The sequence below is a fragment of the Kibdelosporangium aridum genome (assembly GCF_900176515.1).
Taxonomy (GTDB): domain Bacteria; phylum Actinomycetota; class Actinomycetes; order Mycobacteriales; family Pseudonocardiaceae; genus Kibdelosporangium; species Kibdelosporangium aridum.
Genome location: NZ_FWXV01000001.1, coordinates 124,155 through 148,902, shown reverse-complemented (window position 1 = coordinate 148,902; position 24,748 = coordinate 124,155). Strand labels below are relative to the sequence as shown.

At 65.8% G+C, this 24,748-nt stretch carries 31 protein-coding genes; 11 read left to right on the top strand and 20 right to left on the bottom strand.

Annotated features, from left to right (window positions below):
- Positions 1 to 76 precede the first annotated feature (76 nt).
- From B9C43_RS00715 to B9C43_RS00705, 3 genes are read left to right on the top strand one after another with little or no spacing between them, the layout of a single operon-like run.
- Positions 77 to 460: a hypothetical protein gene (locus tag B9C43_RS00715; protein ID WP_084424141.1), complete on the top strand. Its 384-nt coding sequence runs from the start codon at positions 77 to 79 to the stop codon at positions 458 to 460.
- 23 nt (positions 461 to 483) lie between these two features.
- On the top strand, positions 484 to 1,995 hold the full coding sequence (locus tag B9C43_RS00710) for a multicopper oxidase family protein (protein WP_084424140.1): 1,512 nt from the start codon (positions 484 to 486) through the stop codon (positions 1,993 to 1,995).
- A gap of 42 nt (positions 1,996 to 2,037) precedes the next feature.
- Positions 2,038 to 2,511 (top strand): MarR family winged helix-turn-helix transcriptional regulator, encoded by a 474-nt coding sequence (locus tag B9C43_RS00705; protein WP_200825383.1) that lies wholly within the window; start codon positions 2,038 to 2,040, stop codon positions 2,509 to 2,511.
- On the opposite strand, the gene B9C43_RS00700 is transcribed toward B9C43_RS00705, so the two are convergent.
- Genes B9C43_RS00700 through B9C43_RS00690 form a run of 3 tightly spaced genes read right to left on the bottom strand, consistent with a single transcriptional unit; the run spans position 2,469 to position 4,852 of the window.
- On the bottom strand, positions 2,469 to 3,017 hold the full coding sequence (locus tag B9C43_RS00700) for a hypothetical protein (RefSeq protein WP_084424139.1): 549 nt from the start codon (positions 3,015 to 3,017) through the stop codon (positions 2,469 to 2,471). The genes B9C43_RS00705 and B9C43_RS00700 overlap by 43 nt on opposite strands.
- A 4-nt stretch (positions 3,018 to 3,021) precedes the next feature.
- A complete protein-coding gene (locus B9C43_RS00695) occupies positions 3,022 to 3,717 on the bottom strand; it encodes a TetR/AcrR family transcriptional regulator (protein WP_033393654.1) in 696 nt (231 codons plus the stop codon).
- 4 nt (positions 3,718 to 3,721) lie between these two features.
- Positions 3,722 to 4,852 carry an FAD-dependent oxidoreductase gene (locus B9C43_RS00690; RefSeq protein ID WP_143445989.1) on the bottom strand — a complete coding sequence of 377 codons (1,131 nt, stop codon included), beginning with the start codon at positions 4,850 to 4,852 and terminating at the stop codon, positions 3,722 to 3,724.
- A gap of 384 nt (positions 4,853 to 5,236) precedes the next feature.
- On the opposite strand from B9C43_RS00690, the gene B9C43_RS00685 reads away from it, so the two are divergent.
- Positions 5,237 to 6,280, top strand: coding sequence for a ferritin-like domain-containing protein (locus B9C43_RS00685; protein ID WP_084424137.1), 1,044 nt, complete (start codon positions 5,237 to 5,239; stop codon positions 6,278 to 6,280).
- Here B9C43_RS00685 and B9C43_RS00680 read toward each other — a convergent pair.
- Genes B9C43_RS00680 through B9C43_RS00665 form a run of 4 tightly spaced genes read right to left on the bottom strand, consistent with a single transcriptional unit; the run spans position 6,277 to position 9,341 of the window.
- Positions 6,277 to 6,498 carry a phosphopantetheine-binding protein gene (locus B9C43_RS00680; protein WP_200825382.1) on the bottom strand — a complete coding sequence of 74 codons (222 nt, stop codon included), beginning with the start codon at positions 6,496 to 6,498 and terminating at the stop codon, positions 6,277 to 6,279. The two genes, B9C43_RS00685 and B9C43_RS00680, sit on opposite strands and share 4 nt — an antisense overlap.
- Positions 6,495 to 7,316, bottom strand: coding sequence for a class-II aminoacyl-tRNA synthetase family protein (locus B9C43_RS00675; protein ID WP_084424136.1), 822 nt, complete (start codon positions 7,314 to 7,316; stop codon positions 6,495 to 6,497). The genes B9C43_RS00680 and B9C43_RS00675 overlap by 4 nt, the downstream gene beginning before the upstream one ends.
- A 2-nt stretch (positions 7,317 to 7,318) precedes the next feature.
- Positions 7,319 to 8,302 carry an FAD-dependent oxidoreductase gene (locus B9C43_RS00670; protein WP_160096222.1) on the bottom strand — a complete coding sequence of 328 codons (984 nt, stop codon included), beginning with the start codon at positions 8,300 to 8,302 and terminating at the stop codon, positions 7,319 to 7,321.
- Positions 8,303 to 8,321: 19 nt separating this feature from the next.
- The gene (locus B9C43_RS00665; RefSeq protein WP_084424132.1) at positions 8,322 to 9,341 is read right to left on the bottom strand and encodes a ketoacyl-ACP synthase III family protein; all 1,020 of its coding nucleotides are present in this window, start codon (positions 9,339 to 9,341) and stop codon (positions 8,322 to 8,324) included.
- Between the two features lie 29 nt (positions 9,342 to 9,370).
- On the opposite strand from B9C43_RS00665, the gene tsaA reads away from it, so the two are divergent.
- Positions 9,371 to 9,802, top strand: coding sequence for a tRNA (N6-threonylcarbamoyladenosine(37)-N6)-methyltransferase TrmO (tsaA, locus tag B9C43_RS00660; protein WP_160096220.1), 432 nt, complete (start codon positions 9,371 to 9,373; stop codon positions 9,800 to 9,802).
- Positions 9,803 to 9,807: 5 nt separating this feature from the next.
- Here the strand turns inward: tsaA and B9C43_RS00655 are convergent, their stop codons facing one another.
- The 12 genes from B9C43_RS00655 to B9C43_RS00610 form a co-directional block, all read right to left on the bottom strand.
- Positions 9,808 to 11,178: an aldehyde dehydrogenase family protein gene (locus tag B9C43_RS00655; RefSeq protein WP_200825381.1), complete on the bottom strand. Its 1,371-nt coding sequence runs from the start codon at positions 11,176 to 11,178 to the stop codon at positions 9,808 to 9,810.
- Positions 11,178 to 12,281 (bottom strand): hypothetical protein, encoded by a 1,104-nt coding sequence (locus B9C43_RS00650; RefSeq protein ID WP_084424128.1) that lies wholly within the window; start codon positions 12,279 to 12,281, stop codon positions 11,178 to 11,180. Before B9C43_RS00650 ends, B9C43_RS00655 begins: the two co-directional genes overlap by 1 nt.
- Before the next feature lie 12 nt (positions 12,282 to 12,293).
- Positions 12,294 to 12,971: an FmdE family protein gene (locus tag B9C43_RS56540; RefSeq protein WP_160096218.1), complete on the bottom strand. Its 678-nt coding sequence runs from the start codon at positions 12,969 to 12,971 to the stop codon at positions 12,294 to 12,296.
- Positions 12,972 to 12,984: 13 nt separating this feature from the next.
- The gene (locus B9C43_RS56535) at positions 12,985 to 13,518 is read right to left on the bottom strand and encodes an MPN domain-containing protein (protein ID WP_160096216.1); all 534 of its coding nucleotides are present in this window, start codon (positions 13,516 to 13,518) and stop codon (positions 12,985 to 12,987) included.
- An 11-nt stretch (positions 13,519 to 13,529) separates the two neighbouring features.
- Positions 13,530 to 14,900, bottom strand: coding sequence for a class-II fumarase/aspartase family protein (locus tag B9C43_RS00640; RefSeq protein WP_033393644.1), 1,371 nt, complete (start codon positions 14,898 to 14,900; stop codon positions 13,530 to 13,532).
- Positions 14,897 to 16,111: a Glu/Leu/Phe/Val dehydrogenase dimerization domain-containing protein gene (locus B9C43_RS00635; RefSeq protein ID WP_200825380.1), complete on the bottom strand. Its 1,215-nt coding sequence runs from the start codon at positions 16,109 to 16,111 to the stop codon at positions 14,897 to 14,899. The genes B9C43_RS00640 and B9C43_RS00635 overlap by 4 nt, the downstream gene beginning before the upstream one ends.
- 279 nt (positions 16,112 to 16,390) lie before the next feature.
- On the bottom strand, positions 16,391 to 17,122 hold the full coding sequence (locus B9C43_RS00630; protein ID WP_084424122.1) for a methyltransferase: 732 nt from the start codon (positions 17,120 to 17,122) through the stop codon (positions 16,391 to 16,393).
- Between the two features lie 5 nt (positions 17,123 to 17,127).
- The gene (locus B9C43_RS00625) at positions 17,128 to 17,442 is read right to left on the bottom strand and encodes a muconolactone Delta-isomerase family protein (protein ID WP_051898033.1); all 315 of its coding nucleotides are present in this window, start codon (positions 17,440 to 17,442) and stop codon (positions 17,128 to 17,130) included.
- A gap of 28 nt (positions 17,443 to 17,470) precedes the next feature.
- On the bottom strand, positions 17,471 to 18,229 hold the full coding sequence (locus tag B9C43_RS00620) for an SDR family NAD(P)-dependent oxidoreductase (protein WP_084424120.1): 759 nt from the start codon (positions 18,227 to 18,229) through the stop codon (positions 17,471 to 17,473).
- Between the two features lie 17 nt (positions 18,230 to 18,246).
- Positions 18,247 to 19,425 (bottom strand): MFS transporter, encoded by a 1,179-nt coding sequence (locus B9C43_RS00615; protein WP_084424118.1) that lies wholly within the window; start codon positions 19,423 to 19,425, stop codon positions 18,247 to 18,249.
- Between the two features lie 246 nt (positions 19,426 to 19,671).
- Complete coding sequence (locus B9C43_RS56530; RefSeq protein WP_160096214.1) at positions 19,672 to 19,827, bottom strand: hypothetical protein; 156 nt, start codon at positions 19,825 to 19,827, stop codon at positions 19,672 to 19,674.
- A 179-nt stretch (positions 19,828 to 20,006) separates the two neighbouring features.
- Positions 20,007 to 20,582 (bottom strand): dihydrofolate reductase family protein, encoded by a 576-nt coding sequence (locus B9C43_RS00610; RefSeq protein ID WP_084424116.1) that lies wholly within the window; start codon positions 20,580 to 20,582, stop codon positions 20,007 to 20,009.
- A gap of 197 nt (positions 20,583 to 20,779) precedes the next feature.
- On the opposite strand from B9C43_RS00610, the gene B9C43_RS00605 reads away from it, so the two are divergent.
- On the top strand, positions 20,780 to 21,187 hold the full coding sequence (locus B9C43_RS00605; protein WP_084424114.1) for a DUF6640 family protein: 408 nt from the start codon (positions 20,780 to 20,782) through the stop codon (positions 21,185 to 21,187).
- Here the strand turns inward: B9C43_RS00605 and B9C43_RS00600 are convergent.
- Complete coding sequence (locus B9C43_RS00600; protein ID WP_160096212.1) at positions 21,162 to 21,500, bottom strand: hypothetical protein; 339 nt, start codon at positions 21,498 to 21,500, stop codon at positions 21,162 to 21,164. The genes B9C43_RS00605 and B9C43_RS00600 overlap by 26 nt on opposite strands.
- A gap of 62 nt (positions 21,501 to 21,562) precedes the next feature.
- Here B9C43_RS00600 and B9C43_RS00595 point away from each other — a divergent pair, with 62 nt between their 5' ends.
- From B9C43_RS00595 to B9C43_RS00575, 5 genes are all read left to right on the top strand, one after another.
- The gene (locus B9C43_RS00595; protein ID WP_268811547.1) at positions 21,563 to 22,201 is read left to right on the top strand and encodes a UdgX family uracil-DNA binding protein; all 639 of its coding nucleotides are present in this window, start codon (positions 21,563 to 21,565) and stop codon (positions 22,199 to 22,201) included.
- An 86-nt stretch (positions 22,202 to 22,287) separates the two neighbouring features.
- Entirely contained in the window at positions 22,288 to 22,602 is a 315-nt protein-coding gene (locus B9C43_RS00590) for a hypothetical protein (protein WP_084424111.1), read from the top strand.
- A gap of 79 nt (positions 22,603 to 22,681) precedes the next feature.
- Positions 22,682 to 23,365, top strand: coding sequence for a DUF6766 family protein (locus B9C43_RS00585; protein ID WP_084424109.1), 684 nt, complete (start codon positions 22,682 to 22,684; stop codon positions 23,363 to 23,365).
- 412 nt (positions 23,366 to 23,777) lie between these two features.
- Positions 23,778 to 24,203, top strand: a complete 426-nt coding sequence (locus tag B9C43_RS00580) for a DUF222 domain-containing protein (RefSeq protein ID WP_143445987.1) — start codon at positions 23,778 to 23,780, stop codon at positions 24,201 to 24,203.
- 8 nt (positions 24,204 to 24,211) lie between these two features.
- Entirely contained in the window at positions 24,212 to 24,652 is a 441-nt protein-coding gene (locus B9C43_RS00575; protein ID WP_160096210.1) for an HNH endonuclease signature motif containing protein, read from the top strand.
- The last annotated feature ends 96 nt before the right edge of the window (positions 24,653 to 24,748 follow it).

Here is a 24,748-nt window from a genome sequence, read left to right as displayed (position 1 = left end):
GATGCCTCATCTGTTATGACTAGATAACGAATCTTGTCTTGGACAGCATAAGGCCTCCGCTCTTACGTTCGGTCGCGTGACTGAAGCGGTGACTACTCGCGCGTCCAAGGCACTGTTGGTGACCCGGGTGCTTGTCAGTGCTCATGCCGTCGCGATCATCGGTCAACCGGTGTTCGCCGGGGGCTACTTGGGCGGCGACTACGACATGCTCTGGCTGCACCGATGGGGCGCCGACGCGGTGTCGTTCCTGGCGTACGCCCAGGTCGTCGCGGCTCTCGTGCTGTGGCTCAAGCGAGGGTCCCGATGGGTGTTCGGGGTCAGCCTCCTCATTGCCGCCGGCGAGACGGCGCAGTACTTCGCCGGACTGGCGGGTGCCCTCGACCTGCACATCCCTCTCGGCGTCGCGCTCGTCACCGGGATGGTGCTCACGACCATCGGCATCTGGCGGGTGACACAGTGAGCGGCCTTTCCCGCAGGAGGTTCATGAGCCTGACCGGCGGCGCCGGTGTCCTGCTCGCCGCCGGTCTCACCGGGCCGCGGCTGTTGCGTGACGAAGGCACCGGCGAGCTCCTGCGAAGCAAGATCCCGCTGCCGGAACCGTTCCAGGTGCCGTTGCAGATCCCTCGAGTACTCAGTCCACAGAGGACCGCCGACGCCGACCGTCACACGATCACGCAACGGGAGGCCACTGCCGAGATCATCCCGGGCATCCAGACACCGATTTGGAGTTATGACGGGACTTTCCCCGGCCCGACGATCGAATCGCGGCGCGGCCGGACAACGATCGTCCATCACCGCAATGAGCTTCCTGTCCCCACTGTGGTCCATCTGCACGGCGGCCACACGCCCGCCGCCGAGGACGGTTATCCGACAGACCTCGTGCTGCCGGTGTCTGGTTGGGACGTCCACCACGCCATGCACGATGCCCGTGCCCAGATCACCCAGGGCTCCCGTGATTACGTTTTCCCGATGCGGCAGCGCGCGGCGACGCTGTGGTACCACGACCACCGCATGGACTTCACCGGTCCCGCTGTCTACCGGGGCTTGGCCGGCTTTCACCTGATCCGTGACGACGAGGAGGAGGCGCTGGGGCTTCCCGAGGGCGATCGCGAGCTGCCCCTGATGATCGCCGATCGCGCCTTCGACGAGCACGGGGCGTTCGCGTATCCGTCCGTCGACCCGACCCTGCGGACCACGCCAGGCGTCGAGGACGCCTACGTGGAGGGAGTGTTCGGCGACGTCATCCTCGTCAACGGGGCGCCGTGGCCAGTGCACGAGGTGTCCGCGACGCGGTACCGGCTTCGCATCCTCAACGGCTCGAACGCGCGCCGCTACGACCTCGCGCTGGAACCCGGCGGGCAATTCATCCAAATCGGCAGTGACCAAGGACTGCTCGACGCACCGCGTAACCACGACCATCTGCCCATCGCGCCTGCGGAACGCTACGACGTGATCGTCGACTTTGGACAGTATCCCATCGGCACCCACGTCACGCTGGTGAACCGCCTCGGCACCAGGCCGACTGCCCAAGTCATGCGATTCGTCGTCGCCCGGCGTGGCCGGGACGACAGTCGCATCCCGGCGAAGCTCAGCGAGATCGAGCCGCTCATCCGGCAACAGGCCTCGGCGATCCGCGAGTTCTCCTTCCGCACCGGTCACATCCACGGCCGCGCCGGGTGGGTGATCGGCGGCGAGCCGTTCTCACCGGACCGGATGGAAGCCCAGCCCAGGCTTGGCGACGTGGAGATCTGGCGGTTTGTCGCCGACGTGCACCACCCTGTGCACCTGCACCTGGTGGGCTTCCGCGTGCTGTCGCGCGGCAGTCGTCCGCCAGGGCCCTTCGATGCGGGCATCAAGGACACAGTCGACCTGAGGCCGGGCGAGGCGGTCGAGGTGATCGCGCGCTTCGACGGCTATCGCGGCCGGTACGTGTTCCACTGCCATAACGCCGAGCATGAGGACATGGCGATGATGGCGAACTTCGAGGTGATCTGACCGTTGGTACCGTGGTGAGCCGTACCGAAAGGGGTCAGAGGGTTGTCAACCGAAGGCCTGACCGTCGACGAGGCCATCAGGGCGATGCTGCTGCTCATGCCGAGGTTCGCGGCGCGGCTCAAGCGCACCAGGATTCCGGCGCGGCTGCAGTCGATGAACCTGGCGCCCCGGCACCTGTCGATGCTGTCCTACCTGGTGTTCGACGGCCCGATGACGGTCAACCAGCTCGCCGCGCGCCTCGAGGTGGCGCCGACCACGGTCAGCCTCATGGTCAGTGACCTGAGCAAACACGGCGCCGTCGACCGCCGGAGCGACCCGGCCGACCGACGGCGCACGATCGTGGCGATCACGGACGACCCGGAGACCCGCACGGCGATCAACGACTGGCTGGCCAATGGCGCGTTCGCGTGGCAAAAGGCGTTCGAACCACTCTCACCTGAGGACCGGGCGATGTTCGTGCGCACAATCGAGGCCTACGAAGGCAACGCCGCGAGCTCAGCCGCGGACAACGGCTGAAACCGCACCAACCGGAAGCTGCCAGTCCGCCGGTTGATGTAGAGGTACGTCGGGTAAGCGTCCGGTTCGGCGCACTGCCAATGCTTTCCGCCGGGTGCGACCTGCACGATCAACCGGTCGGCCGGGCCGAGCAACAGGTCAGCGGCCATCTGCTCGGCCCCGGCTCGATTCACCGGCCGTGCCTTCGCCCGGTAGGAGAAAAGCCGTGTCACGTACTCCGACCACTGACGAGCCCGTGGATCATGGCTGGCCGCCGCCGTGGTCGCGGTCTCCCGCAACGCTTGGTAGACGTCCACCCTGTCCCAGCCGACGATCCGGCGCGCGTAGTCGGCAAGGACATCGGCGCAGTAATCCTTCTTGGGACAATCCGCGTCCTGCGCCGCGGAGAGCAGCAGGGGCAGGCCTGCCGGATCGTGCAGCATCAGGTCTTCGTCCTGTTCGGACAGCCACGCATCGGGGTCGGTTGCCCACGCCCGGAAGGCTTGCTCGTCCGGAAATGGCCACACGCCGTCAGCCTCTCCGCACCGGAGTCTCAGCGATGCCGTTGATGAGCATTCGAAAGCTCCACGACAAACGCTCCTCCGGTGTGCCGCTGAGCAACTCGTCGGCCAAGGCGTGCAGTCGTGGATGTGTCCGACCGTCCACTTCGTGCAGTGCGTGACTCAGTGCGTCCCACTCCTGCTCAGCACGTTGCTGTGCCTGAGCGCGCATGGACTCCTCCGCCGCTGTGGCGGTGGCCGACTGCAGCAGTACGTTCACTCCCCACGCCGCCTGTGCCGCCGGCACGCCGCCCTCATCCAGCAGGGCAAGCAACCGCTCCAGCAACCGCAGGTAGTTCTCCCCGTTGGGCCTCGCCGCCAGGGCTGCGCGGGCCAGTTCCGGGTGCGCGAACAACACCAGGGTGTACGAGTTGAGCACACCCACCAACCGCTCGCGCCAGTCGTCCCCGCCCGCGGCGGTGTCCAGGTCCACCTCACCCAGCAAGTCGTCCAGCATGGCGGCGTGCAGTTCGTCGGTGTTGGCCACGTAGACGTAGAGCGAGGCCGGGCCGGTGTCCAGTTCCTGCGCCAACCGGCGCATCGTCACCTTCGCCAGTCCCTCCGCGCGCAGGATCTCGACAGCCGTCGCCACGATCCCCGCGCGGGTCAGCGCCGGCTTGGCCGGCCGCTCGCGTCGGCTGATCGGATTTCTCGACCGGGGAGGCATGGCGTCACAAGGTATCAGCGCCGAACTGGTCAAGCAGTCCACACAGCCCGTCATCGCCGAACATCATGCTCAAGCTCGCCGCAGATGCGGCGGCTGACGTCTCGCTACGCGGGAACAGTTCCTGCTCGTAGACATCCAAGGCCTTGTCCGCCGGGTGGTTGACGATGGCAAGGCCGAGTTCGGCGCCGTCGAGCATCGCGAGGTTCGCGCCTTCCCCTGCGAACGGCGACATCAGATGCGCGGCATCACCCAGCAACGTGACGCCAGGCACCCGATCCCATCGATGCCCCACGGGCAGCGCGTGGATACGGCGCGGCACGATGGCGCCATCGGCGTCGGCCACCAGGGCACGTAAAGTGCCATGCCAGCCCTCGAACTGCGCGAGCACAACCTGTTTCGCGGCGGCCGGATCAGCGAAATCGATGCCGTCCAGCCAGTTCTCGTCGACCTTGAGGGCGGTGTAGGTGTGCAAGCTGCCGTCGCTCTCCCGGTGTGCGAGGAACCCCTTGTGGTCGCCCACACTGATGAAGAAGCCTTCGCCAACCATGGCCGCACACGCCGGATGCCGGGTGCCAGCGTCCAGCAAATCGGTCTCCACAAACGAAATACCGGTGTACTCAGGCACAGCGGGGGAAAGCAACGGGCGCACTCGCGACCACGCACCATCTGCACCCACCAGCAGGTCTGTCGTGATGACAGCGCCGTCGACGAAGGCCACCTCATGTCGCCCGTCGCCCAGCGCCCGCACACCGGTGACCTTCCGGCCCCACTGAACGGTGGAATCAGGCAACGAACGCAGCAGCAGATCACGCAACTGGCCGCGATCGACCTCGGGCCGGCCGCCGCTGCCGTCGTCCTGTTCGGAAAAATGGACCACACCCTGCGAGTCGACGATCCGAATAGCCTGGCCACCGGCGTGGATCAACTCTCGGAACTCGTCGTAGAGGCCGGCGGCGCGGACAGCGATCTGACCGGAATCCTCGTGGATGTCGAGCATTCCACCCTGGGTACGCGCCTCGGCTGACGGCTCCGCCTCGAAGACGGCGGCGTTGATGCCGTTGACGTGCAGAACGCGGGCAAGGGTGAGGCCACCAAGGCCTCCACCGATGATCGCGATGGGAAAGTGGCTGGTCATAACGGTTCTCCTTTGGTCTGAGGTGTCACCGCCCACCATAACGAACATGTTCGTTACGAACAAGTTCGTGAGGTGCGGACCACAGCCTTGAAGCGGGCACGGCCGAACTCAGAGGGCTCGTCGGCAGCGTCGCAAGAAGTAGCTGCCGAAGTCGTCCGCCGACCGTTCCGGGCCGCCTCGATCCGCTGAACCTGGTCCGGTAGACGCCGAGCAGTTCGAACCCGTCGCCTTCGCAACTGCCCAATTCTCAGAGAACAGCCGATAGGACGGCGGGAAAGTCGTGGCCAGCCACGCTTTGCCCTGACCAGTTGTCACAAGCCGTGGCCCGGTCCTGTCTTAGTTACTGACACCGACCTGACAAACCCACCGAGACGAGGTTCTTCAATGGGCACCAGTGGCGCTCATGCCATTGACACGTTGGACGATCTCCGCCGCCACCTGCAGTGGGCGATCGAGCTTGAGCACGCGACCATCCCGCCGTACATGTGTGCCCTCTACTCGCTTGACCCGAGCAGAAATGCCGAGGCCGCACACGTCGTCGGCAGCGTCCTCGCCGAGGAGATGCTGCACCTGGCGCTGGCCGCGAACTTGCTGAACGCAGTCGGCGGCCAGCCGAAACTCGACACACCCGAACTCCTGCCCGCGTATCCGCATCCGCTCCCCCACGGTGACCGGTCCGTCCAGGTTCACCTGGTTCCGTTCGGCGCCAAGGCGCTTGAACTGTTCCTGCAGATCGAGCAGCCCGCGTCGGCGGACGCACCGCCGCAGTCGGACGAGTACCAGACGATCGGGCAGTTCTACGCCGCCATCGAGGCCGGTATTCGCACACTGTGCGACCAACTCGGCGAGGACGCGGTCTTCTGCGGCGATCCCGCGCGGCAGATCGGCGAAATGCACATGCGGACCGGCGGTGGCGAGGTCATTGCTGTCCATGATCTGAAGACCGCGCTGGCCGCGCTCGCGGAGATCATCGAGCAAGGCGAGGGGGCGGCACGCACTGATGTGTGGGACGGCGACCGCGACGTCTTCCACCCGGAACGTGCCGAGGTCGCCCACTTCTACCGGTTCAAGGAGCTTCAAGTGGGCCGTCGCTACCAAGCCGGGGACACCCCGCAGTCCGGGCCGACCGGTGAGGAGATCACGGTCGATCCCGACGGCGTTCTGCCCATGCGGCAGAACCCCCGAACCGCTGACCATCCGGAAGGCAGCGAGATTCGCGTCGCCCAGGAGAAGTTCAACAGCACCTACTGTCAGCTGCTCAGTCAGCTGGAACAGGCCTTCAACGGCAGCCCGGCCCAGCTGGGCGCCACCGTCGGCACGATGTACTCGCTGAAGGCGCAGGCGCAAACACTCCTGCAAATGCCCAACGACGACGAGGCAACGACCGCGGGCCCGACGTTCGAATATGTCCCGCCGGAGCAGCGCTAGGCGAAATAGGTGCGCTGGATGGCCGACAGCGTCCGCACGCTGTCGATGTCCAGTGTCGCCACGTCGATCGGGCTGCCGCACAGCTTCTCGAGCAGCACGATGAACTGCACGAACCGCAGTGAGTCGATCAGCCGTTGCTCGATCAGGTCGACGTCGGGATCAAGCGTTTCGATCTCTGGATGTGCCGACAGGATCCACCGTTCCACCTCGTCGATCACAGTGTCACCGCCGCGTCCCGGACCGCGGCGGTGGCACCGTCCCAGCTGCCGAAACGGTCCCGCAACACCGAAAGCCACCGCTCGAGTCCAAACGCGACACAGCTGGTGAATACCGGCGAACCCGTGTCCGCCAGCGTGATGTCACAGCGTTCGCCAAAGAAATTGCGGTGCACGTTCAGCGACGCGATCGCCAGGTCACCGGCTTGGTACTCATGCTTGACCGGTGAAAGCCGTTGCAGCAGAGCACGTTCGCCATCGGCCTGGTAGAACGGGTCGGTCGCGGCTTGCTTGCGCAGCGGCAGTCCCAGCGCGTGGGCGAACGACTCGATCCGCGCTGCGAACCGCGCGAGGTGCTCCTGCGTGAAGTCACGTGAGCCGAGCGCGACGATCTCCCGCATGTGGAACCCGAGCAGGCGGCGCAACCCTTCGTACTGTGACTCTCGCCGGAAACACTGTCCCAGCACGGTAACCGTGGTGCCTTCGGCCACGCGCACGCCCTCGTAGTGCAGGTACACCGCGAAGCACGCCGCCGACGGGAGCGCCAGTTCGGCGGGCTCCAGTCGGTCGGCGGTGAAGCGGTCGGGTCGTGCGCCCGGCTCGTGCTGGACGAGATCGAGCGGGCTGGCGACCACCGCTTGGTGGGGGAAGTTGTCGTAGTAGTCCAATTTGGCCAGTGACGCGACCGGCAGCAGCGACGGCATGATCAACGACGACGCGCCCGCCTCGACCGCCCAACCCTCGAACACGCCGTCCAGCGCGCGTAACAGCGTCGTCTCCTCAGCTCCGAGCGCACGCAATCCACGCCGTAACGGCGTCATCGCTAGCTCCTTTCAATCAGCGCGGCGACATCGGCGGCGCAACCCCACGACAGTCCAAGTGCGACGCCGCCGTGGCCGTAGTTGTGCACCACGAGTGCGTCACCGACCTTCTCGGCCTCCAGCCGCACTGTCGGCCTGCCCGCCCGCAACCCGACCTCGACGCCGAGCACCTCGGCCCCAGCGAGCCGCTTGTCCAGTTCCGCGCTGCGGCGCAGGATGTGCTCGGTCTGCTCCTCGTCCGGCTCCAGGCTCCACTCGCCCTTGTCGGCCGTGGTGCCCAGCACCACCCGGTCGGCGTGCGGCACGATCACCGCCTGGCGTGGGCCCTTGCTGAACTCGAACAGGAAATCCTCGATCCCGGGGTTGGCCACGATCACGTGCTGACCTCGCACCGCGAACACCGATTCGTCGCCCGCGAAGGTCCGCGCGTGCGCTCCAGTGCAGTTCACGACCACAGGCGACTGGGCCGCAGCGTCCGCAACGGATGCCAGTTCGCCTGTCTCGACACTGCCGCCGGCCGCACGCAACCGTCCGATCAGGTAATCGAGGTAGATCCGCATGTCCACGACCGGCATCGTCACCTCGAACGCCAGCGGGAACCCGGCGCGTTCGTCTTCAACGCAAAGGCGATACCCGGGCAGCCCGGCCTCCCACTCGGGAGTCACGGTGCCTGGCTGCGAACTGACCAGCCTGCCCCGGCCGAGCCGCACGCCGCTGCCGGGCGCGTCGGCGAGCTTGGTCAACTCCGTCAACCCGGCACGGTGCCAGCGGACCATCAGGTCGCCGGGTGCCCACTCGTCCTCGAGCACGGCCGGATCGGCGAACGCGGGACCGCCGGTGATCGCCGCTGCCACCACTGACGTCGACTCAGCGGCAGGCTCACGCGCGACGACGGTCACCGCGTGGCCGCGCTCGGCGAGATACACAGCGCTCGTCAGCCCAGATATCCCGGATCCGACCACTAGCACCTGAGTCTTGTCAGTCACGCCCGTTCCTTTCGTCGTCCTACTGCCTGCGTACCGCAAGACATGACCATGTGAAGCCGTTTCCGACACTGAGCAGCAACACGATTTCGCCCGGGGCGAGCATCCCCGCCGCGTCGATGTCCGCGAGGTTCGCGATGGAGTCGCCCGCACCGAGGTGCCCGGTCTCGCGGCCGAGGTCGAGCACCTCGGTACTGGCCAGCTCCAACTCGGCGACCGGACCCTCGTACAACTCGGCCAAGGCTCCGGTTCCGATGCGCGGCAGCGTCAAGTACCGCACCCGTGGGTCGGTCACGGTCATGTCCATGTCGGCCAGCACATGCCGGACCACCCGGTGCACGGACGAACGCACGGTTGCCGCCAGCAGCGGAAGTTCCCCGGAACCACGGAACGCCAGCTTGGTGCGCCGTACGTCAACGGCGCCGGAACGCGGTGCGGAGCTGAACGGGTCGTCGCCGCGGTAGACACGCTCGAAGCGTGACCCGGCGACCGTCGCCGACGCCAGGAGTTGATAGGGCGCATCGCCCGTGGTGAGCAGCAGCGCTGTGGCGGCGTCGCCGTACGCCACGTCGAAGTCGCTTGACCAGCGGTCGAATCCAGGCGGCGCGAACCGATCAGCAGTGGTCACAAGGGACAATGCCGCGTCCGGGTCGATGACCATGCGGGCCAGCGCGATGTCGATGGCAGCGGCCGCACCGTTGGAAGTCTGCTGTACCCCGACGGGAATCGCGGTCGACGCGCCGATCTCGTTGGCGATGTAGTGCGGTGCTGACCAGAAGTCGTGGCCCTGGTGGTAAAGGGAGGCATGCGCGAGAAACCCGATGTCCTCCGCCCGGCAGCCAGCGTCGGCGACCGCCTTGCGTGCGGCCAGCACGGCCATCTCCGGCGGCGCAAGGGCACTGACGGTCAGCTCGCGATAGCCGATCCGGGCCGCCATCGGCTCGTCCAGCACGCCCGCGGCGATGGCGTCGGCAGCCGTATGCCGTTGCGGCGGGAGCCAGACCACGGCGGCGGCGATGCCTGTCGGTTGGGGCAGCCTCATCGCTTCCACGTCCTTCTACCATCAGCGCCGTGACACACCACGCACCCATTGAGGTCACGCCGATCGGAGTGGTCGAGACGGCCTTCGCCGACCCGTCGCAAGCTCCGGCTCAGGCGGCGGAGAACTACGCCGAGCGAGGCACGCTCGTCGTGTTCGACCGCTTCGCCGACGGACTGGACGGGCTCACGGCCGGTCGCCACATCTGGCTGGTGAGCTGGCTGCACGCGCAGGACGACGACGCCATGGACTCGCTGCACTGCGTTCCGCGTGGCGGCCAACGACCCACCGGCGTGTTCTCGACCCGCTCGCCAGTACGACCGAACCGCATCGGCATGAGCCTGGTGCGGATCGTGAGCATCGATGGCAACCGCGTCGAGTTCGAAGGCGTCGACCTGGCCAACGGCACGCCGGTGCTCGACATCAAGCCGTGGGTGCGTGGCATCGACACCGCGCCGGGCTGACGCCATCACTGCCTGCTGCCCGAGGAGACCGTGCCATAGGCGCGGACCTCCATCAGGTCCTGGCTCAGGTAGCCGTCGTGTGGGCTGACCGGACCGGCTTCGTACGTCGGGATCGGCCCGAAGACGACCTTACGGATGGAACGCTCACCGAGCGCGGCAAGCGCCAGCGACTCGTCGTCGCTCATGATCGTCAGCGCGAGCGTGTCCTTCAGCGGCGCCATACCGTCCGCGCGGCTCCACGGCAGCACCCACACGCACGGGAACGGCAACTCGACCCGCCTGCCTGGGTGATCGGACCGGTCGCAGTGCAGCACAGCCGGCCGCAGGGCCGCAGAACCGTCACCGAGGTCGGCAACTCCATCACCTTCCGCTGCCACATCGACGGCACCTGCCCGTACGGAGTCAAGGTGTGCACGCATCGCGCGGGCCTGTTCGACTGGTAACACTGGAAGTTGGGCAGCGGGTGACTGCGGTGGCGCAGGAGTCAGCTTGCTCAGCCGGGTGGCGAGCGCCTCGGCGAGTTCACGCGGATCGCCGTCGGTGAGTACCGCGGTTGTGTTGGTACAGCGCAGACCTGCGTCGAAGGCCACGGATTCGTACATCACGTCCAGTACGTCGTCGGTGAGGTCGCCGGTGTGCAGGATCTTCGACCGGCCAGGCCCGCGCAGCACAACGCTCGGGTCAGTGCCATAGCGCCGCGCTGCCGCGTCGCCGCCGAACACGAGGCTCACGTCCGCAGCATCGACAAGGGCATCGGCGGTGGCGTGCCCGCCTGGCAGCAGCGACAACCGTGACGGCTCGACGCCAGCGGTCAGCAACGCCGCGATCAGCCTGGCCGGGGTCAGTACGTCCCGCGATCCCGGCCGGATCACCAGTTGGTAGCCGAAGGCCAGCGCATGGATCCATTGGGTGTGGGTGCCTGGGTTGTTGCTCGGCGCGATCACCGACATGATGTCCCCGCGCCGCAACCACACCGCCCTGATCTCGCCGGGTTCCGGAGCACCCAAAGCCCCCGCGGGACGCTCGGCCGCGAGCCGAGCGCCCACCTTGGCACACGTACGCGCGACGTCGGTGAGACTGTGCTGGGACACCGAGATCGGCACGCCCGCGCTGCGTGCATGCAGCTCGCAGTACTTCTCAGGAGTGAGCCCGTTGAGGGTGCCGGTGGCGAACAGTTCGCCCGCGGCCTTGATCACGTCCGGCGGTGGCGGGTCACCGAGCGGGTGCTGTTCCCGCAGCCGTGCGATGGTCAGCGTCGCGGCAAGCGGCGGCGCCATGTCCACTGTGGCTAGTGGAGTTCCGTCCACTCCGCGCAGAACGTCGCTCGCCGCGGAAGGCGTGGCTTCGCCTGCTCTGATGAGCGGAATGTGGTGCATCAGTACACGCCTTCCGTGATGGTCTCCCCCGCGATCGCGTCCGGCCGAACCTCCGACACCTCGATTCCCGCGTATCCACCGACTGGCGCTCGCCGTGTCACGACGTCACGTTCCAGCGTGGGCGGGAGGAACTGCTCCCGTGTCATCGTGGTGATCTTGACCCGGCCGCTGGCGTCGACCGGTTGCGGTGTCGTACCGGTTTCCTTGTCGACCACTTCGATGATCGTGTACGGGAAGTACGGCCGGAACACACAAGGCGAAGGATCGCCCTCAACACGGGTGCGTTGCGGCGCAACGCCCATCATCGTGTTGCCGTACGCACCCGCCAGTGTCGCGTCGGGGAATGCCTCGTGCTCAAGCAACCGCAGCGTTTCACCGTCCATACTGGTGCCGCCCCAGATGATGCCGCGCACTTTCTCCTTCATCAGCCGGTACACGTCCGGGCGTGCCACGATCCGCTCCAGCACCCTTGGCGTTGTGGAGATCGCGCGGATCGGTTGTGACGCGAGCACGTCGGCGACCTGGTCGAGGATGTGCCCGAGGTAGCGGTCGAACTCGTCCTGCCGTCCTTGCGCGGCAAGCTTTTTCACCCACCGCGGGTCGAGGTCGACGAAGTACCGGAGAAACCCGCGCAACTCGGCGACGTTGCCGACGTTCTTGGACATCACATGCGGGCCAGTCGGCCCGATGTGCAGCCATCCCTCGTTGCTCGTGCTGCGCGGGAAATCCTGCTCGTCGAGCAGCATGCTCTGGAACTCGACGTTGCGGCGACGGCACACCGCGTCCACGATCCGCTTCGGCGCGCCGGTCGTGCCGCCGGACTCGTAGACGCCGAACTGCCTGCCGTCGAGGCAGCCCCGCGGAATGAGATCGGCTGCGGGAACACGGCTCCAATCGACCGCGATTGTGTCGAACAACGCGAGATCGGCGACTGTCTTCACATCGGAAGTCGGGTCGAAGCCGAGTCCGGGCAGCTTGCCGAGCCAGAACGGGCTGCCCGTGGCTGGCGAGAAGTGCCACGTCATCGTCGCGGTCACCAGCTCGTCGGCGTCGGGCGGGCTGTCGATGGGCGCCTCGAACACGGCGGACAGATCGTCGAGCATGCGTGCTGCCTTTCAGTGGCCGGGCTTGTAGTCCGGGTGGTCGTGGCCATGACCGTGTCCGTGCCCATGGCCGTGTCCGACGGGCAGTTGGCCGCCGTGCGCCTCGAGGTGACAGGCCGGGCAGATCAACCGGCCACGGTGGTTGTGCAGCGTGGCGATGCTGGTCAGTTCGCCACAGTCGACGCAGGTGTCGTAGCGGTACAGCGGTTTACGCGCGGGCGCTGTCCCGTTGATCTCCTCTGTTTCCAGGATGTCGGCGGCGTCGGCGGCGAGAATGCGCTCGATACGTGCGGCTTGCAGCTCGTTGAACTTGGTGACCTCGACCTCGGTCGCTGTGCCGCCCTCCACCTTGTCCGCCAGCGCCCAGATCTCGTCGCTACGCACGGCATCAGTGCCTGGCTTGGCCTTCACCCTGATACCGGTGCCATCCGATGTACGCCAGAACGTGAACGCGTTCTTGCCGTTGTCCTCGTGCACCAGGGTGCGAGTGCCGTAGGTGCATCCCGTGACGACCTGGATGGCGTCGACTGAGCAGGAGTCGGTCTCGCTGACAGCCACGATCCGGTTCTCCGGGCTGTTCCGGCCGAAATGCGCGAGGACGACCTCGGCCATCCGCACGCCCACTGCGGCGCCGGGGCACGCGTGGCCGTGGAACTGCAGCACTTCGTCGTAGGTGTCGGTGGTGCTCATGTGCATCTCCCCTTCAGGTGAGCCGGATGCTCGCCTCCGCGTCGTTGTCGGCCTCGTAGAACGCGCGGATTGACGGCTGGTGCAGGTCGACGGCCGACACGATGAACGTCCACTGGCCACAGCCGTCGGCCAGCACCCGGTCGAGCTGAGTGCAGGTGTCGCGGCGCGGATCGTGCGGCCACGCCACTCGATGCGTGTGGTAGTTGCCGAACACGACCAGATCGACCTCGTCGCACGCACGCTCGATGGCAAGCAGCTCAGCGGGATGGGCGATCCAGCCGCGTTGCGCGTTCGGTGTTTCCGACGGGATCGCGTATCCGTTGACGACTTCGTCCATTTCCGCGCGCCGGTCCGGGTCCTGCCGCTGGTTGACCAGCAACGGGAACGCCCCGGCGACATGCAGGGTCGCGCCGCGCTGCCTGCCCGCGAGCATCCCGAACGCCTTGCGCTCCACGGTCTCGCCGTCGATGAAGTGGCCGGTCAGCTTGCGCACGACGTGCCCGACCACGGTCGCGTAATGCATGCGCGGCAACACAATCTCCCGCACCTCGGACAGCGTCATTGACCGAGCCACTTCCGGGCTTCGGTGACAGTGCGCCTCGTCAGTGAAGCGGACTGGCCGAGGTAGCCCGACGGCTCGAAGATGCGCGCCAGTTCGTCGTCGTTGAGCAGCGCGCCCACCTCGTGCTCCGCAAGCAACTCCCGCAGGGGCGTGGACGTCGACTGCGCCCGCTGGCTGAGCTGGTAGACGTGCTCATGGGCGGTCTGTTTGCCGACGTGACGGCCCATCGCCAGCATCAGCCGTTCGGTGATCACCTGTTCGGTGACGTCGGCGACGTTCTCGCCGATCCGTTGCGGCCGGACGGCAAGCCCACCGATGACCGACTCCGCGATCGCACAGGCCGCCAGCGTGTAATGGGATACGTCGGCGATGCAGGCCCACTCAAGCCGTAGCGCACGGGAATCACGTTCATGATCCCCGATCATCGCGGCCAGTCCCGTGTTGACCGACGCGGCCGCCAACCGGGCCAGTACGACAATCTGCTGGCACGCTTCGGGATTGCGCTTGTGCGGCATGGTGCTGCTGCCGACGTGACCATCGCGCCAGCCCAGCTCGAATTCACCGAACTCGGGCCGCGACAGCGTACGGATCTCGTCTCCGATGCGGCCCAACGTGCCCGCGGTGATCGCCAGCGTCGAGACGTACTCGGCGACCCGGTCGCGGGCGACGTGCCAACCGAGCGGCGGCGCGGTCAGCCCGAGCCGGGCCGCGAAGCCTTGGAGCAGATCCGGCGCGGCATCGCCGAAGCCCGCCATCGTGCCGACACCGCCGAACAGCTGTGCCGCGAGGACTCTGCCGCGCATGGCACGGATCCGCTCGCAGTCGCGCATGATCTCGTCGATCCAGCCGGCGACCTTGAGCCCGAACCCGATCGGCAGTGCGGGCCGCGCGTGCGTCCGGCCGAGCGCGACCGTGTCGGCGTGCTCATCGGCGATGTCGGCCAACGTCGCGACGACCGGGCGGAGTACAGACTCGATCTCGTCGAGCACGTCCCGCATTTCCAGCGCCTGCCCGGTGTCCTGGATGTCCTGCGTGGTCGCGCCGTAGTGCACGAACTCGCCCGCGTCGCCACACGCGGCCTGGAACACCCGCAGCAGGCCGACCAATGAATGCCGGGTGCGGCGGATCTCGGCTCGCACCGCGTCGAGGTCAAGCAGATCGACCTTGGCCGACGCCGCGATCCGCTCGGCGGCATCGGCCGGGATGATGCCGATCTCCGCCTGTACCAACGCAAGCGTCGCCTCGATGTCCAGCCATCGTTGGAACCGGCATCGGTCGCAGAAGATGCGGTGACTGGCTGGCGTGCTGTAGTTGTGGCCGTAGAACGTCGAATCGACGATGTGGCTGCGTTCGTGCGTGCACGTCATGCTTTTCCTCCAGCCCGGTTCATTCGAGCGGTGGCCGCGGCGAAGCGGTTGCCCTTGGGACGTCTGCTGGGGCGGGCGTACGGGCTCGCACCGTACGGGCGGCCCTGCGGTGAGATCACGGCTGCCGCCGCCATATCGGAGGCGACCTGGCTCGGAGTGAGGTCACGCTGCCTGGCGCCGGCCAGCACGTCACCACACAGCTCGCGGATGAGGAACGCGAGGTTGTCCAACACCTCGTGCGGCTCCGGGGTCGACGGCGCGCCGAACAACACCTCCATCGACGCCGAACCACCAACGCCCCCAACGAAATCAGGGATGACGAGCACGCCGCGTGACGCGAGCACCTGCTCAGCGGCATCGCTGACGCCACGGTTGGCGCCGACAACCACGATGGGCGCGGGCAGCGCGGCGGCTTGACTTAGCGACACGGCATCCTCAACGGCTGCCAGCACAAGCACGTCAACGGGCAGTTCGAACAACGCCTCCCTTGGCAGCCGTGCTTGTGGCGCAACCGATGCCGCCACCGGCCGGTCGCCGTGCTTGAGCAACTCCGTGACGTCGATGCCACGCGGGTCAGCCGCGCAGCCGTATTCGTCAGCGACAGCCGTCACCCACGCGCCCGCCTGCACGAGTGACTCGGCCGCGGACCGGCCGAGGTTGCCGAAGCCCTGGATGCCGCACCTCAACCGGGTTACGCGGTGTCCGGCGTGATCGGCCGCAGCGAGCACGGCATGCGCGAGCGCATGCCCAGCACGCCGCTGCCCTACGGTCCTACGGCCGACCGGAGCCTTGAGCACCGCCATGCGACTCCGGAAGTCGTTGTCGCTCAGGCGTTGCGCGCGCTGCACGGCGTATTTCACCGACGGCAGGCCGATACCGGCCGCGACCTGTTCCAGTTCGTCGAACCGGGTGCCCATGTCGCAGCCCATGCTGTAGCGGGTCGCCAGTTCGTCGCGAAGGAACGTGACAAACCTCGTCAACACCGCCTCACGAGCCGGGCCAGCCGGGTCGTAGTCGATGCCGCACTTGGCTCCGTCGACGTTGCTGCCAAGAACCCGCTGCTTCAGCGTCATCCGGCTGGCAAGGCCCCGCAGCATCTGCTCGGTCACGCCGCTGCGCATCCGGAAGCCACCGGCCGCGAGCGCACAGCCGTCGCCGTCGTAGACGAGGTGCCCGGTGCAGCCCTCGACGGGATCGCGATAATCGATCACGCGGATCATCAAGTCCTCGATATGCGGCTCGAGTGGAAAACCCTTCACAATTGCCGGATATCGCCTTTCTCACCCCAGTTGTCCGGCGGTGAGAATGTACGTCACTCGAACAAAACCGGGCCATCGTTCAACTGCTCAATGGCCGCGCTCGAACGATTTATCGCCACCATAGAGCTGTTGCAAATCCATGGCAATTAAAGTGCGCGACAATGCGCTGCCCGGGCATGCGAAACGCTGGCCCCACCGTGCGGCGGGACCAGCGCACGTGCGATCTTCCGACTAGGCGACGGCCAGGTCGAGCCACGTCCGTCCGCCGGCCGGCGTCAGCTCGAGCAGGTAGAACTCCACCGTGCGGGTCGCCGCCGGTGTCCGTACCACTCGGGATTCCGTCTCCAGTGTTTCGATCTCGAGACCGGTGTCCGCGCAGAACTGCCGCAGCAGTTCCTGATTGCCGAACCTGTTGAACGCGAGCAACAGCCTCCCGTTTTCGGAGACGTGTCGCGGCGCCTGGGCGACGAACCGTCGGTGGGTTTCGTAACCGGGGTCGAAGAACGACCGTTGGAACTCCGACTCGTGTACGAAGCCCTCTGGTGCCTCGATGAAATCGGAGTTCCACACGATCATGTCGAACCGTTCACCAGGGGCGAGCGCGTCGAAGAGGTCGCTGCGCAGCACCCGTACCCGATCGGCGACACCGTGCCGAATCGCATTGCGGCGGGTGTTTTCCACCGCCGCTGCCGCGATGTCCAGTGCGGTCACCGACGCACAGCCGCGCAAGGCTGCCGTCACCGCTGTGACTCCGGTTCCTGAGCCCATTTCGAGGAACGAGCCGCCTTCGGGGAATGGCAGCCAATTGGTGACGATCTCCGTCATCGGCTGGTAGACCGGCGCGAAGACGCCAGGCAGCAGGTCCCAGTCAAGGCCGAGCAACGTGAACGTGTCCGGCCGGTCGGGGTCCTGCGACATCGTCACGTACATCTGGTGTGCCGCGCGGAAACTCTCTTCGTCCATCGTGATCAGCTCTCCGCCGCTTCCCGGTTGCGGACCGCCTTCATCGGGTCGAATGCCGCCGGGTCGATCAGCGGGTAGACGTCGAACTCAAGGTGCTGGCTCACCGGGCTGTCGTAGAGCACCGACATCAGGTGCTCATGTGACTCGCAGTCGTAGATGTTCAGGCCCGCTGAGGCGCCGACCATGATCCACCGGTGCTTCATCACGCCTTTGTCCAGCAGGTCCTTGGTGTAGTCGAAGCCGAGGGCGAGTCGCTGACTGAACTCGTCCGCGCTGATGCCGACGGGTGCGCGCCGTGCGATGACAGCGAAAAGCGCCATGTTTTCCCTCCAGTTGTCGTGCTGGGTACTACCGGGTGGTCAGCGCACCGCCGTTGACGTTGATCACCTGGCCGGTGATCTGCCTGGCCGCCGGGGAAGCCAGGAACTGCACCACACCAGCGATGTCATCGGGGCAACCCGCGCGCTTCGTCATGGTCTCGGCGACCCGGGCGGCGTGGAACTCGTCGCTCATCCGGCCGCGGAAGAACTCGGTGTCGGCGATGTAGCCCGGTACCACGACATTGGCGGTGATGTCCCGCGCGCCGAGCTCCCGCGCGAGACCGATGTTCCACGAGGCCATTCCCGCTTTGGCCGCACCGTACGAGCCCGCCCCGCGATCGGCGGCGAACGACCCGATGTTGATCACCGCCCCGCCCGTGGCGAGCCGCTCGCTCAGTGCGGCCGTCGTGATCACGGCACTGATCAGGTTCGATTCCAGGTTCGCACGCCATGCTTGGGCAAGTGCGTGCAGGCTGCTGGGTTTGGCGGCCGGCATCGCAGCACCCAAGCCGCCTTGCCCGCGTTCGAGATCACGGTTGCCGCCAGCGTTGTTGACGAGGACATCGACCTGACCGGTGATACTCGCCGCGAGCGCCTCCACCTGCTCGACGTCGGAACTGTCACACACCACGGTCCGCACGTCACCACCGAGCTCCGCTTTCGCGGTGTCGAGCACGTCCGCGCGCCGGCCGGTGATGACAACGGCAGCGCCATCGGAGGCGAACGCCGCCGCGACCGCTCGTCCGATGCCAGTACCGCCCCCGGTGATGACCACAGTCCTCGTCATGTCACACACCCCTCAGTTCACGTTGATTGGGCCACTCTGCTGAACCGGGCCTGGCCGTAGGTGCCGATGATGACCACCGGAACGGTGACGATCGCGGCGATGCCGAACAACCAACCGAAGTCACCCGCGGCCGCCAGCCCGCCCACAGCGGCGGTGCTGATGGAGGCACCGGTGAACACCGCGCACGCGCCGAGCGAGATCGCCGTGCCGAGTGAAGTCGCAGGCGCGGCCTGGATCGTCCACACCTGCAAGGTCGACTGGCCGATCGCAAGCGACGCTCCACAGCACACGCTCGCCACCAGAATCGCGGCGACCGACTGGGACAACGCGGCGGTCAGGTACCCGATCGCCAGCAGCGAGGTCCCGATGCCGAACAACGCCGCCTGCGACAGCCGTTCGTGCACCAGCCGGACGAGCCTGCTGCCCACGACGGCCCCCACACCATAAGTGCCGGTCACCAGCACCGCCACCACGATGCCGCTGCCGCTCAACTGCAGCGCGGCGTTGAAGAAGTTGAAGAAGCCCATCATGGCCATGCCCTCGACGAACGAGAACACGAGCAGGAACACCATCCAGCCGCGGTTGAACACCTCGCCGACCCGCTGCAGCGGGCTGATCCGCGTTGCTTCTGGTTGGTGTGTCTCGGGAAGCCGCCCGTAAACGAAGGCGAGGACCAACGTGGACACCGCGATCACCAGCAGCGGCGCCCGCCAGTTCACCAGTTCGGCGAGCACCCCGGCGACGAGCGTGCCGCTGGCGAAGCCGATCGCGGACACCGACAGCAGATTCGCCAACGCACGTTGCCGGTCCTGCGGCTCAAGGCGATCGCCGACGTACGCGACGGTCACCGGTACCAGCGCCGCAGCGGCTGCACCGGCAAGCGCCCGGCCGGCGATCAGCACCCCGATGTTGGGCGCGAGCGCGGCGATCAGATTCGCAACACCGATACCGAACAACCCGATCCGCATCACCCGGACCCGGCCGACCGAGTCGGAGAGGATGCCGTGGATCGGTTGCAGGATCCCGAACAGCAGGAGATACGCGGTCAGCGCGAACGTGACCGTGGCAAGGCTCAGCTGGAAGTGCCCGGCCAGTGGCACGAGCAGCGGGTTGATGACGACGATGTCGGCGTCCACCAGGAACCAGCCGAGGTACAACACACCGAGCTCGGTCTTCCCAAGCGTTCGCCGCGACATCGCGCTCCTCTGTCTGTCGTTGACCGCGCGCCATTATTGAGGGCCAGGCCGGCATATACCAAGTACCGTCACTCAACCGGCCGTGAACGCAAGCCAGAGCTTCTGGGGCCACCGGCACTGTGTCCAATGTGGAGATGGCGAAGCCCTTTGCCAGTGACGACAACATCTCCGGCGATCCCGGTCTCGTGAACCCCTATGCGGCAACGGCTTTCGATCTTCCGCGGGCGCGAGCTACGACATCGGCGCCTACGAACGATAGATCTGCAAACGAGAACCAAGCAGGGAAGCGAAGTCGGCTTCCAAGGTTCGCCGGGCCCTGCGCATACCGAACCTGGAGTAGCGGAATTCGACGCCGTCGATCATCCGCACAGTGATCACTACTCGGCGCCAGTGGTGTCGCACGCGAGCTCCTGTCACCGCGTGCACGGGCAAAATTCTCGGGGCAGTCCGTATTGCCAGCGGCGTGTTCGCCTCATGCCGCGAACTTTAAACAGCCGCGGCCTGCACGCGGGCCGGAACCCGGAGATTGCCCTGTGCCGCGGGAGCGCGGCCTGCTCCTGCGGCACAGGGCAATCGAGGGACTAGCGGACGACGGCGTAGACCAGCTTCTGGATGCCGTTGCGGTAGGACTCGCTCTCGACGAGCTTGAGGCTCTGCTTGTCCTTGTCGGTGGCACTGAACAGCCGCTTGCCCGCACCGAGCAGGACCGGGAAGACCAGCAGGTTGTACTGGTCGATCAAGCCGGCGTCGGACAGGCTGCGGTTCAGCGTGGCGCTGCCGTGCACGATGATCGGCCCGCCTTCGGTCTGCTTGAGCGCGGCCACGTCGTCCAGGCTGCGCAGGATCGTGGTCTCGCCCCAGTTGGCGACCAGGTCGCTCTCCTGCAGAGTGCTCGACACGACGTACTTCGGCATCGCGTTGTAGCCCGCGAACTCCTCGGTCATGGACGGCCACACCGACGAGAACGCCTGGTAGCTGACCCGGCCCAGCATCATCGCCGCGGCCTCGTCCTGCTCGCGGCCCTTCATCTCGTAGGCGGCCTCGTCGAACTCGATGTCCTTGAAGGTCCAGCCCGTGTTGCGGTAGCCAGGCTCGCCACCAGGCGCTTCGACGACACCGTCGAGCGAGACGAACGCGGTGGTGATCAAGGTACGCATGGGTGCTCCTCGGTTGTTCTGGCCTGCTGTCGTCACTGCGTCGAACGAGCACCGGCGAAGTCGACACCCGGTCTGAAAAAACTTTCCGCCGCGCCCGACGACGATCCTGGCGTGCGCGAACTCTATCCACCCTGCGCCACCGAACCGCAGCTGAATCGATGTGATCTGGACGGACAGCAACCGCTAAGGTCGTCGGCATGGTGCGCGCTGGCAAGATCACCCTGACGGTCGCGCTGCTGGCGGCCATGCTGGGCCCGGCGGTCGTCGACTTCAACGAGAGTCACGTATTCAATCCGGCATGGCCACCGCACGCCCGCTTCCACGCGGTCATGCTGCTCGCGGTGGGCATCGGGATGTCGATCGTCGGGCTATGGCTCGTATGGCGGCGCTCGCCGAGCTACGGCGTGGCCACAGCCGTGCCGGTCGTGGTGTGGGGCGCCTTCTTCGTGCCGGTTTTCGTGCCGGGCACGAGCGTCGAGGAATACCCAGGTGAGGTCGGCAGGCTGGCCGGAGTTCCGATGAACTTGCTGCTGGCAGGCGTGTTCATCGCGCTCGCCCTAGTGGGCTACTGGATGTCGGTCAGGAAGCCGCGCGCAGGGACCTGACTTCCACCCTGTCCGCGATGTGCTCGAGGGTGTCGTCCAAGGTGCGGCAGAACTTCTCGTCCACCGCTTCCTCGGTGTGCACCTCGATGTCCACAATGGTGCTCCCCTGGTCCCGACGCACCGCGAGCACACCGGAGTACGGGCTGGTCTGCGAACCCCAGCGGACGCACCGTTCAGACGCGTCCACGCAGAACCACCCCTTGGTCACCGGTATCTGGCCGAAGTACTCGGGCAGGTTGTGGATGTCAGCCAGGTACTCGAACACTCGCTGAACACCGGCATGTACCTCGCGCGTACGGTGGCAAATGAACATCGCTCCCCTACTCTCTCCCTCTGAGCAGGGCGTACCCACTGATCAGCCAGCTACACCAGGGCGTGGTAAACCGGGCGGCGACGGGGTATTCCACAGGTATGTCGGAAAAGAGCCTGAAGGAGCTGCGAAACGCCGCGTGCGAGTGCCACAACTGCGACCTGTACAAGAACGCGACGCAGACCGTGTTCGGCGAAGGCCCAGCGCACGCACGAGTGATGATGGTCGGAGAACAACCAGGTGACCAGGAGGACAAGGCAGGCGAGCCCTTTGTCGGCCCGGCAGGCCGCCTGCTCGACCGCGCGCTCGTCGACGCCGACATCGACCGGTCCACTGTGTACATGACGAACGCGGTGAAACACTTCAAGTTCACCGAACGCGGCAAGCGGCGGATCCACCAGAAGCCCAACCGGACGGAAGTGGTGGCCTGCCGCCCATGGCTGCTCGGCGAACTGGCCGCGGTGAAGCCAGAACTCGTGGTGTGTCTCGGCGCGGTCGCGGCCCAAGCACTACTGGGGCCGTCGTTCCGCGTGACGAAGCATCGTGGAGAGGTACTGGACCTGCCCGACTCCGACGCGAAAGTGACGGCGACCGTACACCCGTCATCGGTGCTCAGAGCAGAGAATCGGGACGAAGCGTACCGGGAATTCGTCAAGGACCTCACCGCCGTGGGTGTGCGGTTAGGACAAGGCCCACAGGGGTAACTAGTCCCGTGCGGATCGTACGGGTGTGCGTACCGGCTGTTGCCCTACTGCTGACCGGATGTTCAGGTTCAGCAGAGACAACGGTCGTGCAGCAAACCGCCAGTCGCTTCGTCGACGCCTTGGCACACAACGACAGCAGCGTCGCCTGTTCGTTGCTCGCCCAACAGGCTGTTCGTCGCATCGACGACCTGCGGCCTGAAGGATGCGAGAAAACGTTGCCGACCTTGAGCATTCCGGTGGATCGCCCGAAGGACGTGTCCACGTGGGGAGACACCGCGCAAGCGCGTTCCGACCGCGACACGTTGTTCCTGCGTAAATTCGCGGACGGCTGGCGCATCCTGGGCGCGGGATGCACGCCGCAGGGCGAAGGTCCATATCGGTGCAAGGTGGACGGAACATGATGGCCCGCGGCATCCTGGTCTTCTACCTCGTCCTGGTCGTCGGCGGGTTGATCTACATGACCATCATCGGGCTGACGACATGAACCTCGTCCGCCGTTACCTCCTGCACAACGGCCTGAGCCTGGGGTTCGGCCTGATCTTCCTGCTGGCCCTGATCGGCCAGGCCATCGCCGGGCACGCGGATTTCAACAACAGACTGGCGGCGGAGTCCGCGCCGCAGATCAGCTTCACCGACTACGTGACCTCGTCGGACTTCGCCGTGGACGTCGCGGAGAACTGGCAGTCGGAGTACTTGCAGTTCTTCCTGTACATCCTGCTGACGATCTGGCTGATCCAGCTCGGCTCGCCCGAGTCGAAGCATCCGCGGGAGGTCGGTCTCGAGTCGGATGAGCAGCAGAGTCTGGGGCGGCATGCGGGTCCTTCGTCTCCGCACTGGGCTCGGGTTGGGGGTTGGCGGACTGTTCTGTTTTCGTGGTCGTTGAGCTTGACCATGTTCGGGTTGTTCTTGTTTTCTTGGTTTGCCCAGTCTGTTGCTGGGCATAGTTCTTATAATTCTGAGCAGTTGGGGCAGCTTGAGGATCCTGTTGGTTATGGGGAGTATGTTGCTTCGGCTGATTTTTGGAATCGGACGCTTCAGAATTGGCAGAGTGAGTTTTTGGCTATTGGGTCTATGGCGGTTTTCAGCGTTTATCTTCGGCAGCGGGGGTCTCCTGAGTCCAAGCCTGTTGGGGCTGCTCATGCGACTACCGAGAAGACTGGTTGAGGCTTAGTTTTTTGTTTTGGCTCGGTGGCCTTTGGCTTCGGATTCCAGCCTGGTTTCCTTTTGCTTCAGGTTCCAGCTTGGTTCTTTCTTTTGCTTCGGGTCTAGCTTGACTCTTTCCTTTCGCTCTATTTTCCAGCTTGGTTCTTTTGCTTTTGGCTTTTGTTTCGGGGTTCTTTTGTGCCCGCCACGGCTCGATTTGACTTGGGGCCCCTGCGGCGCGCTCGGGGAGGAAGCCGGGGAGTCCCCCTTCGTTCCGCATCATTTATCCTTCGTGGCGCGAGGGGCCTCCCCGCACCGGACAGTTTAAGCGCGCCGCTACCCCAAGTAAAATCGAGCCTTCGCTCGGGGATGGGTTGCTTTTCTTTGTGTGTTTAGCTCTGCTTCGTCACGCTGTTTCCGATACACTGGACGTATGTTCGAAACGCGCTCTCTGGGTCGCGGGCAGGTTCTTTCTCGGCTTGCCCGCAATGCTCGGGTGCGGGCTTCTCTTGATGCCGAGGATGCTTGTTTGTTGGCTCGGTTCGCGGAATTGTCGCCACCCAACCGAGACGGTATCCGTGTTGCTGACGGTGCTGCCGAAGAGATCGCTATCGAGACACAGGTGAGCCCGCGGGTGGCATTGGCGAAACTTTTGCAGGCTCAGGAGATGGTCAACCGACTGCCTGCCACGTTGGCCGCGTTGGAAGCCGGGGATATCGACGCAGACCGTACCGCCACCATGACCAAACAGACTGCGGTGCTGTCGGATGACCAAGCGCAGTGGGTGGAACAACGGGTGCTGGAACGGGGGCCGAGGGCCGAGGGCCGATCAAGCGTTCTGTCATCGCCACCAACGTGATGGTGCCGATGACCACCCTGGCCGGGTTGACCGAGCAGGCTGGTGAGCTGTCCGGGTATGGCGCGATCACCGCTGAGCACGCCCGCGAACTAGCCCACGACAGCACCTGGCGCCGCATCCTCACCGACCCCGCAGGTCACGTCCTGGAAGTCAGCCACCGCAGGTTCGCTCCGCCGTCGTTGAAGCGCCACATCCAGTTGCGCGACCGCACCTGTCGACAACCCGGCTGCGAAGAACCCGCCGAGCGCACCGAAATCGACCACACCCAACGCCATACCGACCATGGCGAGACCAGCGTCGCCAACCTTGCCGCTTTGTGCAAGAAACACAACCTGTTGAAAGAGCGAAGCACCTGGAAGATCGAACAACCCCACCCAGGAACACTCACCTTCACCACACCAAGCGGAAAAACCCACACCACACAACCGGAACCCTACGAGCTGGAATAAGCGAGCAAAACGGAAAGCGGGGCATGGCGCGAAAGTGGGCAAAAGGGCAAAGCAAGGTATGGGGTGTGGTGGGCGAAGCGAAGGCTCGATTTTACT